The sequence below is a fragment of the Paenibacillus sp. MAH-35 genome (assembly GCF_058135425.1).
The window spans coordinates 1-15193 of sequence record NZ_JBYUPU010000077.1 but is presented as its reverse complement, the minus strand read 5'-3'; the positions used below and the strand labels follow the sequence as shown (position 1 = coordinate 15193).

Sequence of the window (15193 nt, the reverse complement as noted above, 5' to 3'; positions counted from 1 at the left end):
AATTGAAACATGCTGAGTTGAATCAAAAAGGAACTGGGAGCACATTTAAAGCTATAAATAAACAAAACTTAAGTGAGATTATTTGTCCTCTCCCACCTCTCGAAACTCAAAAGCAAATTGCCAAAACATTAGACACCGCCGCGGAACTGCTTGCCATGCGCAAACAGCAGCTTGTAGAGCTGGACAACCTTATCAAATCCACCTTTAACGATATGTTCGGTGATCCTGTCACCAATGAAAAGGGGTGGAATTTGAAAGCTATTGGGGACTTTTCAGTAGTAAAGATAGGCCCATTCGGTAGTTTACTTCACGTAGAGGATTATATAGAAGGAGGATTCCCGCTTGTCAATCCTTCTCACATAGTAGGTAACAAAATAGTACCAGATATGAGGCTGACATTGAGTAAAGAAAAATTTAAAGAGCTTAAGAGTTATAGTATGAAAACGGGTGACATAGTCGTTGGACGAAGAGGGGAGATAGGACGTTGTGCCGTAGTTGATGACGAAGGGTTTCTGTGCGGAACAGGAAGTATGTTTATAAGAATTGAAAATGACTATTTACCTATGATGCTACAACGCATTATTTCATCAGATGCAATGCGAGCGAGATTAGAACATCAATCGGTTGGTGTAACAATGAAGAATTTGAACGCAGGTACTATTTCGAATTTGGTGGTTCCTATGATCCCCCTCCATCTTCAAATCCAATTCGCCAACATCATAACCAAAATCGAAGAGCAAAAAGCTCTTGTGAAAAAGGCGATCGACGAAACGCAGTATCTGTTTGACAGCTTAATGAGCGAGTACTTTGAGTAAATCGACCATAACTACTTAGTTGAGAAGGTGAATATAATGTCTGCAAACTTTGAATTCTTACAAGGACAAACCGAATACACGTTGTTTGCTACTGCATGCATCGAAGCGGAGCGGGTGCTTGCCACCTCCCCTGCGATGGCGGCGGTCGGCAGCCGCAAGGCTTTTGAGCTTGCGGTGAAATGGGTGTATGCTGCCGATAACACCATTACCATGCCCTATAAGGACAATTTGCAGGCATTAATTCACGAGCCCTCATTCAAATTCGCAATGGAGAACCAGACATGGGGCAAGCTGCCCTATATCATCAAGCTGGGAAACCTTGCGGTACATACCGACAAAGCGATCAGCAGAAGCGATGCAGTTCTTTCGCTTTCCGCGTTGTTTGAGTTCGTACAGTGGCTAGATTATTGCTATGGTGCAAATTATGAAGAACGCCATTTCGCGGAAGAAAATATTCCTGCCGAAAAGGTCGTTCTTGACGAAGCGAAGATCAAAGAAAAAGATAGCTTAATTGAACAAAAGGATTCCGAAATTGAGGCACTCCGTGCCAAGATCGCGGCTATGAGTGATCGACTTACTGCTGATAAAGAGCAGCATAAGGAAGAACGCCATTTTAAACCTGAGGACATCTCTGAGTTTCGTACTCGTAAAAAATATATCGATGTGGACTTGAAGCTGCTTGGCTGGATATTCGGCGATGATGTGCGAGAAGAAGTGGAGCTTTACGGTATGCCTAATCATGAGGAGAAAGGCTATGCCGATTATGTGCTTTACGGCAAAGATGGATTACCCCTTGCGATCGTCGAAGCTAAGCGCACCTCCAAAGATGCGAAAATCGGAACTCATCAGGCCAAGCTCTATGCAGACTGCTTAGAGAGAATGACCGGCAGACGCCCCATGATGTTTACCACCAACGGCTTTGAGACCAATCTTTGGGATGACGTAACCTCTCCACAGCGCAAAGTAAGCGGTGTATTCTCAAAAGCTGATCTGGAAAAGCTGATGAACCGCCGCAACGAACGTAAAGTGTTAGACGAAGTACTCATTGATGATAACATCACAGACCGTTACTACCAGAAGGAAGCTATCCGATCTGTATGCGAGAACATTACGACAGGTCATAGACGAGCCTTACTCGTCATGGCTACAGGAACAGGTAAGACGAGAACAGCGTCCAGTTTGACCGATGTTTTATCCCGAGGTGGATATGTAACGAATATCTTATTTCTGGCGGACAGAACGGGCTTGGTTAAACAAGCTAAGGATGACTTCAAGAATTATCTACCGGATATGTCCCTATGTAATTTGTTAAGTAATAAGGATGATAAGACCGCTCGCATTGTATTTTCAACTTATCCGACCATGCTTAACGCTATTGACCATGCCAAGAGTGATGATGGCAAGCGTTTGTTTACTCCTGCCCACTTCGATTTGATTGTTGTGGATGAAGCGCACAGAAGTATTTTCAAGAAATATCGTGCGATATTTGAATATTTTGACGGTATCATTGTAGGTTTGACAGCAACTCCGAAGACGGAAGTTGACCGTAATACGTACGATTTCTTCGAGATGGAGAGCGGCGTGCCGACCTATGCTTATGCCTATGAGACCGCAGTAGAGGTTGACCACGTGTTGGTACCTTACCATAACATTGAAGTCACGACGAAGTTCCTGGAGCAGGGGATTACCTATGATAAACTTTCCCCAGAAGATCAGGCGCGATATGAAGAGGATTTCGCAGATGAAGATGGCGATATGCCTGAATTTATTCCCTCACCTGCAGTTAATGAATTTATCTTTAACCAATCAACCGTTGATAGAGTGCTGGAAGATTTGATGACCAAGGGCATTAAGGTAGCAGGCGGTGACAGGTTGGGGAAGACGATTATCTTCGCTCAAAATAAAAGACACGCTCAATATATCATAGAGCGGTTTAATAAGCTGTTTCCGCAGTATTATGGCAGTTTTGCTAAGCGTATTGTCTCCGATGACAGTTATGCCCAAAGTCTTATTGATGATTTTAAGGTTGCGAGTAAAGAGCCTCATATCGCCGTATCCGTGGATATGCTGGATACGGGCATAGATGTACCGGGGATCGTCAACTTAGTGTTCTTTAAGCGAATTCGTTCAAAAACGAAGTTCTGGCAAATGATCGGCCGCGGTACGAGGCTGTGCAAGAACTTATTCGGAGAGGGAGAAGATAAAACCCGCTTCGTCATCTTTGATTATCTCGGGAATTTTGAGTTTTTCCGTCAACACAAGGAGGGTTTGCAGGGCAATGAAGCCCAGAGCCTATCCGAAGCCATCTACGCAAAACGAATTCGACTGATTCATCACATGCAGCAGTCCGTCTTTATCGATGAGTCTTATCAAACGATCCGTACAGACCTGATAGAGACTGTCACACAACAGATAAATGCTCTGAATACGGAACTGGTTTCTGTGAAGATGCAGTTGCAATATGTCGAGAAGTACAAATCTACGGAAGCCTTTATCTGTCTAACGGACCTAGATAAAGCTAACCTGATCACATATCTTGCGCCTATTGTTTATATGGATGACACGGATGAGCATGCCAAGCGATTTGACAATTTTATGTATGGATTAATGATCGCCCAGATTGAGGGACTGCCACAATTCAAAAAAGGTAAGAAGCAGCTGATAGATGTATCTATAAACCTATTGAAGCGTGCTACGATTCCACAGATCAAAGAAAAGCTGCAACTTATTAACACGATTGGAACAGACGAGTTTTGGGAGAACTCTGATTTATTGAATTTTGAGAAGGTACGTGTTGAGCTGCGAAGTCTAGTTAAGTTTATAGTAGATGAGGGTGGAAGGAACCCGATCTATACAAATCTTGCTGATGAAATTCTCACAATCAGTGAGGGAAAAGCTATGTACCAGGCCTATGACTTTGAGAATTATAAGCTGAAGGTTAACCGTTATATTGAACAGAACCGTGACACACTTGCTATTCATAAGCTTCGCAATAACATTCCTCTTACCGTTCTTGACTATGAGAGTTTAGAAAAGATCTTTACAGGGGAGCTTGGCACTGCAGAGGATTATGAAAGAGAGTTTCAGGATACACCGTTCGGCCTGCTGGTACGAAAAATTGCTAAACTGGAATATGAAGCCGCGATTGTGGCGTTCTCTGAATTTATTAACGATGAGTCGCTGAGTCAGGTGCAAATCGTCTTTGTCAAAAAGGTTATTGATTATATCGTACAGAACGGCTATATCGATAATGTAGCTGAATTGACAAAACCACCTTTTGATAAACCACAAAGTTTTGTCAAGCTGTTTGATGGAACGAAACAAAGAAGGCTTGTAGAGATGGTTACGAGGATAAAAGAGAATGCGATTAAGATTATGGGTTAATGGGAAGACGAAGTTATGCCGTATAAAACCTTATTTTATAAGGCTTGTACAATATTAGCACAGACTCCAACCAATCCGTGCATGTTCCCGCTGTAGGCAACAGCCTAACAAAACCTAATATTTCACACGTGCATGTATGAGCTGTGCAATTGCTCTGTGGACACATACACCTACGATTACAGCAGATAACAGCAATCAAAACGTAATTGTAGTGGATTGTTGCCTGGATCGCATGCTGTAGCTCCGTATAACTACTTATTACTTTTTGATCAGCCTTTATTGTTCTAAGAGTATTAAGATTTTGAATTCCACAGTGGAGTAGTGGATAAAGTACTCGGCACTTTCGGCCATATATTTCAGTAGTTATGATAGTGTGCAATAATATTAATTGAGTTTTATAACCTTTCTCCTATAGCCGACATCTTAATTGGTGTCGGTATTTTTCATAGACGTAAAATAAGACATGAGGTAAGATATGGGAGAGAGGGGGGAATACTTTGAATGAAATAACTGCATATGCAAAAATACTTGACTATATCGGAAATAACTTAATTGCTAACTCAGCAAAATCAAAGGCGATATTCCCGATAAAGAATCCTGATGATAGCACCAAGTTAAATGAGAGCATTTCAGAGATTAGTACGTTAATGAGAAGTCATGGTGAGTGTATCAATATGTTAAATAATATAGAAGCTCCTGATTTTATCAAAAGAGAGCATGAAAACCTCGTCTATGAATTTTTGGAATATCATGAAGGAACAAAAGAAGCTTTTAATAGCATCGATTTGTTAAGAAAAACAATCAACCAGACAGCGTGCGAAAGAGGTCTTATGAGACAAAAACGTGCGGAGACTAACATCGTTAAAATATGTGATGAGATTACGAATAAGTTTACGGAGTAAGCACCCTAACCGGTGCTTTTTCTGTTTTTCACAGAAAGGAGTTATTAACGATGGCATTGACGGCCAATTGGTGCTACAGCCTCATGTCCGCCCGAATCGTACGAGGCAAGGCCGGAGCCCTCGTGGAATTCGTGGTAAAGATCGCGGCCAGCTTGGCGGGCGGTTATGTACAGGTCGAACGGATGCAAGGGGATACCTTCTTGGAATTGAAGCTAAGCGATAATAATTTAATATTAAAAGCAAACTAATTGTTGACATTATCATACACCTATCATATCATCAATGTAACAGATCCGGCCCGCGCCTATCCGATGGAAGCGTAAAGAGGGCCGGACATTTTTTTTATATAGGTGATTTTTCATGACCACAAGTGATGTTGTATTGAAGCCTCCTACCACATATGATAAACAAATTGAGATACTTCGCTCTAGAGGTTTGATAATCTCTGATGAAGCCAGAGCCCTCTCAATATTAAAGCGAGTTAACTACTATCGATTTACTGCTTACGCTCTAACATTTAAACAAGATGATGTGTTCTTTACTGATACAACCTTTGATAAAATATATCGTCATTATGAGTTCGATACTAGACTAAGGCAACATTTAATGAAGGTAGTAGAATATGTCGAAATATCATTTAGAACACACCTATCATATACTATTGCTCATAGATATGGTCCAGATGGTTATGAAGATGAAATTATGTTTTATAATGCAGCTTGGTGTAAAGATTTTAATGAAGAACTTAGTAAAAGCATAGCGAAATCGAAAGATCCGTTTGTAATCCATCATATTGCAAAGTATTCTGGCAAATTCCCTATCTGGGTTGCTGTAGAGGTGTTAACATTCAGCTGGCTTTCAAAACTTTTTAAGAATCTTAAAAATAAAGATAAAAAAGAAATATCAAAATATTACAATTTGCGATATGAGGAAATATCAAATTGGCTACATGTTTTGACTATCGTTAGAAATCGCTGCGCTCATTATAGTAGGATGTTTAATCAAAAGCTACCAGTAAGCGTGAAATTTAGGGAACTGGATAAGGCCAAAGTTATTAAAGAAAACCAGTTATATGCTATGATATTTAACTTGAAATATCTTGTTACTGATATTTCAATTTGGAAAACATGGGTAATAGAATTGGAGTCTATTATAGAAGAGTATAATGACGTTGACATCAGACTATTAGGATTCCATGAGGAGTGGAAGGAACAGCTTGAGAAGTGAGGTTTTAAGGTAATTATAACAGAAGGCAAAAAAGTAGGAACTAACCTAAATACGGTACATATAGTTAACAGTATAAAAGGAAGAGTGCAGGTGTAACCCCGCAATAAACTCGTGATATGACAAATAAATTCGTGCTAATAATCGAATAAAGCCGTGATAAAATCGGGGAAGGGATGAATGGAGATCGGGGCAATCCCGGATCCATCAAGCCCTTCCCCGGTTTTTCCTTCAAGACATTATTCAGATTTTAATAAAGTCGTAATAGAAATGTTGTGTAAAAATTGAGAAAATGACTGTTTTGTAGCATGAGTTTATTTATGATGTCAACGGTGGAATACAGGTTGAAAGTTTTTTTAGCAGGAGTTTATTAAGGATGAACAGCAGGGGTATCCTGCGCCCTTCTTAAATATGAGATGTTAATGCATGTCGAAGTATAGTGAGTAATTTCTTATTAGGCTAGAAATAAATCTTCAAAGCACTACCTTACCCTCCTATAAACAGCCAAACTCTCCCTAAGATAAACCGCCTCATTATCACTCAATATTACTTTTTCTGAACCAAAGTATGCCACATTATAGAGCTTAGTTTCATTAGTATCCGCTCTAATAATAACCCTCTCCGAACTCCTACCCAATAAATAATCAGTACTAACCTCGAAGAAGTCCGCTATTTTAATCAACGTTGCAAAGTCGGGTTCTCTTGTACCTTGCTCATAGTTTCCGATCTGTCCACGTGAAAATTCAAGTTTATCGGCCAGTTGGTACTGGCTTAATCCCATCTCGTTGCGTAAAGCTGCTAATCGTACTCCAAACAAGAGATCACCCCCTGTTTGCTATTATAGGAAACAATCAGTTTCCACACTATGGTTGACACAATTAGTTTCCAAAATACCTTGACGAACACATTTTGTTTCTATAATATGGAATACATGAAAACAAAATGTTTCCAAAGAAGGTGGGGATATGGAACGGGAACGCTGTTTGCTGATTCAACTTAGAAGAAACAAAACCCGTGCGGAAGTTGCTGCAGCAGTAGGGATTACTAGACAAATGCTCGGTGCCATCGAGAGGGGAGATCGTAATCCGTCATTACCTTTGGCCAAACGGATAGCTGATTACTACGGAGTTACAGTAGATGAAATCTTCTTTGATGTCTCAGTAAAAGTTGAGAAATGAGGACCGCCCATGAACATACAATGGCAACTCCCCGACAATAGGACTTGGGAAACCAACGTCCCCAGCATCAATCAACTACTCTTCGCCCTAGAAGTGGTCGATGCCGTATCCATACAAGGTGTCTCCTATCAGACAGTGCAGAAGCAGCTGGTTGTGCAGGACGATCATATCTATGTAGCGGTTTCTTTGGTTCACCGGATGGCCGAAGGCCATTAAAAGTTAAGTCAGCCCGGCTGATAAACAACACGAGTAAAGGAGCCGTGAGCATGGTCATTCCTACGGAAGCGTCGATTGGTTGGTTTATTGGATCGTTTGTCCTGCTGTTCGTTCTCTGCACGGTTCTGGAGGTCCGTTTCCGGAAGAAGATCCGGCTGGGGCTTGTGGATGAGAGTAAGTTCTCGCCGGAGCGGCGTGCTGAGATTAAGCGGATCCGTGAGCGCATGGAGAAGAAGACCAAGGACAGCGTGAATTAGAGTGGGATCGAGTAATTCGACTCGCGCGGAGCGAAACTGGGGCTAACTGTCGGAAGCATCAAGAGGATGCAGCCGCCCTGAATAACCACAAAATCAGCTTGCTAACCTATAACTCTTCAAGCCTGCTAGAGGGAAATGCTTCTGGTGGGCTTTTTCGTGTGGATCGTTGCCTATACATTTCACATTTCAACATTTAAAGGGAATTTATTACAATTGTCGAATGAAACAAGTTAAGTGAAAACGAACCTTATGTGGGAGAATACAATGCCAAATCAAAAGTTGAAGAAGAACGGGCTCATTGCTGGATCTGTGTTCACCATTTTATTAATAGCCATTGTCTTGTTTATCTATTACGTGATGGGCAGCCAGAAGCAAAAGGTTGATGAGGGGATCGATGAGAACCGCTCTGTTCGGCTAAAGGTCGCCTATGAACATGCGGATGGGTTTATGAGCAATTATGGGAAGGCCTTCTCGCTTCGCTATCCGAACATCTCTTTCGAGGTAGTTACTGCGGCTCCGGGGGAGAATCTGCTATCGATCTTGGAGCCGGAAGGTGTCGCCCGCATGCTTGAAGAGGAGCAGGTGGATCTTCTATGGATGAACGCGAAATCGTATGAGCAGGCCTCGCTGGACGGGCGTCTCGCTAGGTTGGATGGCTGGATGGCTCAAGATCGCTTGGATCTGGAGGGAATCGATCCCGCCATCCTTACCGATTTGCGACAACGAAGCGGGGGGCATCTGCACGGTCTTCCTCTGGAAGTGGACCGGATGGCCTTATACTACAATACGGAGCTGTTCGAAGCGTATGGGGTCCCGTTCCCGACGGATCGAATGAGCTGGGAAGATATCCTCCAGTTAGCTGCTCGTTTCCCGACAACGGATGAGGAGGGCTGGCCCTTGTATGGACTGAGCGTGTCCTATCCTTCCTCGCCGGGAACTTTGATCGACTTGATGGGAGGTACCAACCAATTGCAGATGCTCGATCCGGTTTCCAAGACGTTTACACTGGAGTCGGCAAGTTGGCAGCATGTATGGGAACTGGTTTTGGATCGCTTCAAGCGCGGAACGGTTTTGTGGGAAGATCAACCGGGCCGTAAAGATTTGTTTCTGCAAAAGCAAGTGGCCATGACGCTTCAGTCCTCCGGGTTCCTGAATCGCTTGCTCCAGCCGGGTACTCATCTGGCATGGGATGTGGTTACAGAGCCTGTTCATCCGGAGTTCCCTGATCGTTCATCCACCTTCGATATACCCAGGATCGTCGCCATCCGCGCGCAATCGCCCAACCAGCGAGAGGCGTGGGAGTTTCTGAAAATGCTGTACAGCAAAGCCATGCTGCAAAAGCAAGTATGGACGACTGATTTGCGGCTTTTGCCTCAGAAGGAACTCTTGTTGAACCGGGTAAAAGCATCGGGTTCTCAGGCCAACGTCAGCGCGTCCTATACGCTCAAACCGGGAACTCCGGTCGTTGATCCGCTCGATACGGTATCCGGTGAGCTCAAACGAATGGTTATTCAACTGATGGACGAGGCGGCTGCCGAAGTGATGGAGGGGGCCATGCCGTTGCAAGAAGCGCTTCAGGTGCTGCAGCGCAAGGTAAATGAGGAGTATGCGAGTAAACAACGATAACAAAGGAATGCAAGAGTGAATAGGAGTCTAACCCATGAAGAAAATAGGGATGGCCTTGTGTACCCTTGGTGTAAGTCTGTTAGTGACAGGATGCTTTCAAGATACGAAAGAAAGCGAAGATCCAACACTGAAAGTTTTGTTTGGTTCGGAACAAAGCTTTTATCATTTATACGGCGATACCTTCGCAGCCAAATTTCCGGATTTGGATGTTGAGATTGTAGTGCCGGAGTCAAGCGTGTGGACGAATGTCAAAAATTATACGCAATTTGTGGAAACAGAGCGACCTGATTTACTTATTCTAAATCCGAGTGATTATGATTTCCTGGCTTCCAATAAGCTCCTGCTAGATCTGTCAACACCGATCAAGCGAAGTGGATTTGATCTGGACCCTATCTCTCCGGTGGTCGTGACCTATTTGAAGTCGGCGACAAACGACGGAGGGCTGTATGGGTTGACCCGTAGTTTTACGAGCAATGTGCTGGTATACAATAAAGATTTGTTTGATCGTTATGGCTTAGCGGAACCGACAGGTTCGATGAGTTGGGAGCAGTTGTACAAGCTGATGGACCATTTTAACCGAACCGCCTTCGCTGGTGAACGGATCTATGGTTACGAGGCTCCGAATAACATGCATCCTTTTCATTTCGTTCAAACGATCGCATCCAGTGGCGGACTCAGCTTTGTTAATGTGGAGACGCGGCAAGTAACATTGAACACAACGGGCTGGAGAAACGCTATTCAACTGGTAACGGACGCTATATCCAGCGGGGCCCTAGGTGGAAAGCGGGCGCAAGAAGGCGCTAGAAACTATATGACGGAAGCGAACCTGTTTGTGAGGGGGAAGGCTGCGTTAAAAGACGGCAACTTTCAGACGGTTAGCGAATGGATCAACAATCCGCCTCCATTTCGTTGGGGAATAACGGGAGCGGTTGCGTATAACCCATCCGAAGAAGCTACAGCCAACCTATTTAGTTCCAATGAGATATTTGCCATTTCCGCGAAAGCCGACCATAAGGAAAACGCATGGCGTGTGATCCAATATTTAAACAGCGATGAACTTGCACGTGCCGAGTCGGGTATGCGGAACGGAATGCTTCCCGCACGGCAGGATTATGCTCCGGAAATCGCCGGACACGATGTCGGTCTGTTTTACCGAATTGCGAGTCCTGGGCCGAGTGTAAAGAGAGACCCGCTATTTGATTTTTTGGCTTTGCCTGAGGCGTTTACCCGTGTGATGCCGTCAATCATACTGGAGGAATTCGACAGTGTGCTGGATGGGAAGAGCACGGTAGAGGAGGCACTTGAGCGCATGCAGCTGAGGGAGCAGGCGGCGCTTGATGCAGCTGTGGTGGAAGAAAGCAAGTGATAGGGCTGTTCAGATAAATGTATGTTATGCTAAATAAAACTGCTGCTGGAAGGGGATATGTACTATGAAATGGTCTGAAATTTGTAGCCATTCCCCCAGTCGATTTGTTTTAGTAGAAGCAATTAAAGCGGTATCAAAGAATCGCTTGCGTACGATTGAAGAAATGACAGTTGTAGAAGAATATGATAACCCCATTAATGCTTGGGAAGGTTATAAGCTTCACCATAAGGAAAACCCTGAGCGTGAATTTTACGTTTTTCATACCAGTAAACAAGAAATTGAAGTTATTGAGGAATATTTTACAGGAATCCGAAAATGAAACTTAGACTTGAGATTCGGATTTAGTGGCCGACATTGGGTTATACCTCGATATGATAAATGGGACTATCAAAAGAATGTATGGTGTTGGTGGTGCAGATGAGTTATGTTACGAACAAATGATAGAAGGCTTGCATATTGAAACCATATTTCTACCTTCGTTTAAACTTCAATTGGGTATGACAAGGGAGCCTTATGGTTTTGATGGAATATTAGGTATAGATTTTATGACCGCAGTTGGTTTAAAGGTCGACTTCAAAAAATGACTGTTGAATCTAATTTCGAAAGTCAAATAGATCAAGGTAGAGCGATGAAGCCAAGGGAATCCAGGATGTGAAAATGTAGCAATTAACCATGCCCGCTGAGACTTGATGCTGCCGTAGCGGAAGAAAGCGAGAACAAATAGTAGGGTTGTTCAAATATAAAAAGTTGATTCAGGAAACCGTTCGGCCTAATCACTATATCCTTATCCGGCCTATACACTTCCAGCCTGCTAGAGGGCCATGGACAACGTGAATTAGAGTGGGATCGAGTAACTTAACTCGGAAGAGCGAAACCGGGGTTACCTGTCGGAGCATCAAAAAGATGGCCGCTCTGAATAACGACAAACCAACTTTGCTAACCTATAAGCTCTCCAAGCCTGCTAGAGGGAAATGCCTCTGGTGGGCTTTTTCGTTTGGACCGTTGCCTGTACATTTCATATTTTAAATGAAAGGGAATTTCCGCAAATGTTGAAGAAAAACAGGCTCTTTGGTGGAACCGTGTTCACCATCTTGTTGATAGCCGTTGTACTACAAATACGGAGTTGTTCAAAACGTATTCCCGTTTCTGACGGATCGAACCTTGATCGATTTGATGGGGCGTACCAACCAATTGCAGATGCTTGACCCGGTTTCCAAGACGTTTACGCTGGAATCGGCAAGTTGGCGGCATGTATGGGATGGTTTTGGATCGTTTCAAACGCAGAACGGTTTTGTGGGAAGACCAACCGAGACGTAAAGATTTGTTTTTGCAAAAGCAAGTGGCAATGACGCTCCAGTCCTCTAGTTTCTTGAATCGCTTGCTCCAGCCCGGTACTAATCTGGCGTGGGACGTTGTCACAGAGCCTGTTCATCTGGAGTTCCCTGATAGTTCTTCCACATTCAATATACCCAGGATCGTCGCCATCCGCGAAGCGTGGGAGTTTCTGAAAATGATAAACAGCAAATCCATGCTGTAAAAGCAAGAATGGACGACTGATTTGCGGCTTTTGCCTCAATCGATCGGATCAGCGACCGGAATTCCCGGTTTGGGTGTATAAAACGCGCTGACGTTGGCTCTTGGATGGACGAGGCGGGTGCCGAAGTGATGGAGGGACAATGCTGTTGTCAAGAAGCGCTTCAGGTGCTGCGAAGATCCTACACTGAAAGTCGCAGCGCAGACAGGAATCGTAAGTTCGTATATAAAGAGAGTGGCATGACGATGAAGGCATGGTGTGCCGAAAATAGACAACCTTTGTCAACTGAAATACTGGCTCTGCAAAATACTTCTGCATAAGGAAAAGGCGCCCACTGGACGCCTTCGACTTTTATATCTTATGAACTAAGGATATTATAATTTCCATTCACATCCATGATGATTCTAGTTATAAAAGATAGTGTTCCACCACCGCCGGCTAGAAACGTAAGCTGTGTATTACCACCAACATGTCCTGCACTTTTCGATGGTTCAACCAAAAGTGTAAAAGGAGCAGGAGTTCCTGCGGTGCAGGACGGGGCACAACTTACTGAAACTGGAGCTGTATGACTTGGAGTTTTCATACTACCCGTGACTCCGAAGCCAGTAGTTGTATTGCGTTGGTACTCCCATTTCCCATAAACGGTTTGAGCATAGTATATTAAATTTGATCTATTTCCGGATGTTGAACCATTCTGATAAGTTATCACATCTTCAATAGCGAGCAACGAAGCATCCGTGGTATTCTCTGTCAACGGAGCTAAAAGACTATATGTGCCGTCTGAATTGACTCTCACTTTATCTTCATCTTGTTTTCTTACCGTAATTGAGTTCAGGTTAACCGACGTTACACTTCCATCCTCATGTGTATAGGAATACGTTTCGGTTTTCGCTTGATTTAGAACAATTTTCCCTGCTCTTTTTTCATTTTCTTTGTTTATTTCACTATTGAGGTAAGCAAAGGCTTTTGATCTTTCCGATTGCTCGAGAGCCTTGGGAACATCAACTTGTTGGGCATACACCGATGTTGACAAAAATACCATCAAACACACTAAAAAAGATAGCGACAACAACTTTTTTGGATTCATTACCAATTTCCTCCTTTTTATTGACTTCACTTAAACAATAGACTACTATCCAAGTATGGTCAATACCTTTTCAGGAAAAAGGAGGCAATAATGCTAGATTATTTTATTTTTTTCCTATATCCTCCACTAATCTTCTTTTTATTTTCTGCTTTGCGTTTTCACAAACGTACTTTAGCTAAAATGGAAGAAATGATTAAAAATCAGCAGGAAATGATTCAATTACTCAAAGACGAGATATCAAACTTACGTAAGTGAAATAAGCATTCACAATTACACATAAAATTATGGTTTTGTTCGTTCTGTCTAACAACCGTTGCGATCTGCTGATATTTGGGTAATTGCTATTATCGAGCAGACTGCGCAGCCGTCGTGGACGTTGCAACCTTGCGCTGGCAAGTCGTCCGAGCCTTTGAGGGATCGTGCTGAACGAAGCGGATGAGCTGGTACTGCTTTAGCTGCGGGATCGCCGGGAGGTAGGCGTACGGCTCCAGCTGTCCGTTCTCGATCGCCGTAGGCTGACCGCCATATCCTTCAATCGATCCCTAGAGGTTGATCGGCTAAGATAACCTTTACGGAATTGGATATTCATTCAATATTTTGGTGGTTTAAGTGTACAACAGTAATTTAATATAATTTTTTTAAAAGGATATTTTTACTAACAAGGGTTCCCTTCCAACATCGGAAGGCTAGCGTATACGGGGTTTGAGTGAGTAGAAAAGGTGTTTGGGGACGAATTGGGGACGTGCGATGCGCATGTCCCCTTTAGGTGCTATTTGGAGTTTGCCGGATACATCTGCATCTGAGGGAGGTCAATGATCATATTGACGCTTTTCAGTTTTTCATTAATCCATCTGAAGAAGCCACGGCGAACCTGTTTAGTTCCAATGAGATCTTTGCCATTTCCGCGAAAGCCGACCATAAGGACAACGCCTGGCGTGTTATCCAATACTTGAACAGCGATGAACTTGCCCGTACCGAATCGGGGATACGGAACGGAATGCTTCCTGCACGGCAGGAATATGCTCCGGAAATCGCCGGACACGATGTCGGTCTGTTTTACCGAATTGCGAGTCCTGGGCCGAGTGTAAAGAGAGACCCGCTGTTTGATTTTTTGGCTTTGCCTGAGGCGTTTACCCGTGTGATGCCGTCAATCATACTGGAGGAATTCGACAGTGTGCTGGATGGGAAGAGCACGGTGGAGGAGGCGCTTGAGCGCATGCAACTGCGGGAGCAGGCGGCGCTTGATACAGCTGTGGTAGAAGAAAGCAAGTGATGGGGTTGTTCAAATATAAAACACGATTGCGATATACATAAGGCAAAGGGCTTATCGGATGCGCTGTTTATGGGGAAATATGGATATTAGTCGTGCTCGTCCAAAAAGGAACGTACATAACAAAAGAAGCACCACGAACTCCATAATGAGGTGGTTTTTTTTTATATTGCACATCTCATAGTTACGCAGAGAATCAGAGAGAAGAAGGATCTCATCGTGATGTATGTGTTCAACGACTCGTAGATAATTGTAGGGCACATTTTCCTTTAATGATGATATGATTTAGATAATTAACTTACTTATTGCGCTCTTGTAGATTGGGGTTGGGTTT

15 protein-coding genes are annotated in these 15193 nt (G+C 43.4%); 13 read left to right on the top strand and 2 right to left on the bottom strand.

The annotated features are described in order from the left end of the window. From AC3Y2E_RS34140 to AC3Y2E_RS34120, 5 genes are all read left to right on the top strand, one after another. Positions 1–815 (top strand): restriction endonuclease subunit S (locus tag AC3Y2E_RS34140; protein WP_379217826.1); only part of this gene is annotated, 815 nt, incomplete at its 5' end. Positions 816–851: 36 nt separating this feature from the next. Next, on the top strand, positions 852–4199 hold the full coding sequence (locus AC3Y2E_RS34135) for a DEAD/DEAH box helicase family protein (RefSeq protein WP_379217824.1): 3348 nt from the start codon (positions 852–854) through the stop codon (positions 4197–4199). A 497-nt stretch (positions 4200–4696) separates the two neighbouring features. Further along, positions 4697–5101 carry a hypothetical protein gene (locus AC3Y2E_RS34130; protein WP_379217822.1) on the top strand — a complete coding sequence of 135 codons (405 nt, stop codon included), beginning with the start codon at positions 4697–4699 and terminating at the stop codon, positions 5099–5101. A gap of 50 nt (positions 5102–5151) precedes the next feature. Beyond that, positions 5152–5349 (top strand): hypothetical protein, encoded by a 198-nt coding sequence (locus tag AC3Y2E_RS34125; protein ID WP_379217820.1) that lies wholly within the window; start codon positions 5152–5154, stop codon positions 5347–5349. A gap of 112 nt (positions 5350–5461) precedes the next feature. Further along, complete coding sequence (locus AC3Y2E_RS34120) at positions 5462–6328, top strand: Abi family protein (RefSeq protein WP_379217818.1); 867 nt, start codon at positions 5462–5464, stop codon at positions 6326–6328. A 478-nt stretch (positions 6329–6806) separates the two neighbouring features. Here AC3Y2E_RS34120 and AC3Y2E_RS34115 read toward each other — a convergent pair whose 3' ends face one another. Then, complete coding sequence (locus AC3Y2E_RS34115) at positions 6807–7142, bottom strand: helix-turn-helix domain-containing protein (RefSeq protein ID WP_379217816.1); 336 nt, start codon at positions 7140–7142, stop codon at positions 6807–6809. A 148-nt stretch (positions 7143–7290) separates the two neighbouring features. Here AC3Y2E_RS34115 and AC3Y2E_RS34110 point away from each other — a divergent pair, with 148 nt between their 5' ends. The 7 genes from AC3Y2E_RS34110 (at position 7291) to AC3Y2E_RS34080 (ending at position 11552) form a co-directional block, all read left to right on the top strand. Next, entirely contained in the window at positions 7291–7503 is a 213-nt protein-coding gene (locus tag AC3Y2E_RS34110) for a helix-turn-helix transcriptional regulator (protein ID WP_379217814.1), read from the top strand. A 9-nt stretch (positions 7504–7512) separates the two neighbouring features. Then, positions 7513–7719 carry a hypothetical protein gene (locus AC3Y2E_RS34105; RefSeq protein ID WP_379217812.1) on the top strand — a complete coding sequence of 69 codons (207 nt, stop codon included), beginning with the start codon at positions 7513–7515 and terminating at the stop codon, positions 7717–7719. Positions 7720–7769: 50 nt separating this feature from the next. Then, positions 7770–7976 carry a hypothetical protein gene (locus AC3Y2E_RS34100; RefSeq protein ID WP_379217810.1) on the top strand — a complete coding sequence of 69 codons (207 nt, stop codon included), beginning with the start codon at positions 7770–7772 and terminating at the stop codon, positions 7974–7976. 264 nt (positions 7977–8240) lie between these two features. After that, positions 8241–9602 carry an ABC transporter substrate-binding protein gene (locus tag AC3Y2E_RS34095; RefSeq protein ID WP_379217808.1) on the top strand — a complete coding sequence of 454 codons (1362 nt, stop codon included), beginning with the start codon at positions 8241–8243 and terminating at the stop codon, positions 9600–9602. 34 nt (positions 9603–9636) lie between these two features. Then, a complete protein-coding gene (locus tag AC3Y2E_RS34090; RefSeq protein ID WP_379217806.1) occupies positions 9637–10968 on the top strand; it encodes an ABC transporter substrate-binding protein in 1332 nt (443 codons plus the stop codon). Between the two features lie 64 nt (positions 10969–11032). Then, positions 11033–11287, top strand: a complete 255-nt coding sequence (locus AC3Y2E_RS34085) for a hypothetical protein (protein ID WP_379217803.1) — start codon at positions 11033–11035, stop codon at positions 11285–11287. Between the two features lie 52 nt (positions 11288–11339). Further along, complete coding sequence (locus AC3Y2E_RS34080; protein WP_379217801.1) at positions 11340–11552, top strand: hypothetical protein; 213 nt, start codon at positions 11340–11342, stop codon at positions 11550–11552. A 1308-nt stretch (positions 11553–12860) separates the two neighbouring features. Here AC3Y2E_RS34080 and AC3Y2E_RS34075 read toward each other — a convergent pair. Continuing rightward, entirely contained in the window at positions 12861–13589 is a 729-nt protein-coding gene (locus tag AC3Y2E_RS34075; RefSeq protein WP_190927450.1) for a hypothetical protein, read from the bottom strand. Between the two features lie 766 nt (positions 13590–14355). On the opposite strand from AC3Y2E_RS34075, the gene AC3Y2E_RS34070 reads away from it, so the two are divergent. Beyond that, positions 14356–14862 (top strand): hypothetical protein, encoded by a 507-nt coding sequence (locus tag AC3Y2E_RS34070; RefSeq protein WP_379217799.1) that lies wholly within the window; start codon positions 14356–14358, stop codon positions 14860–14862. The last annotated feature ends 331 nt before the right edge of the window (positions 14863–15193 follow it).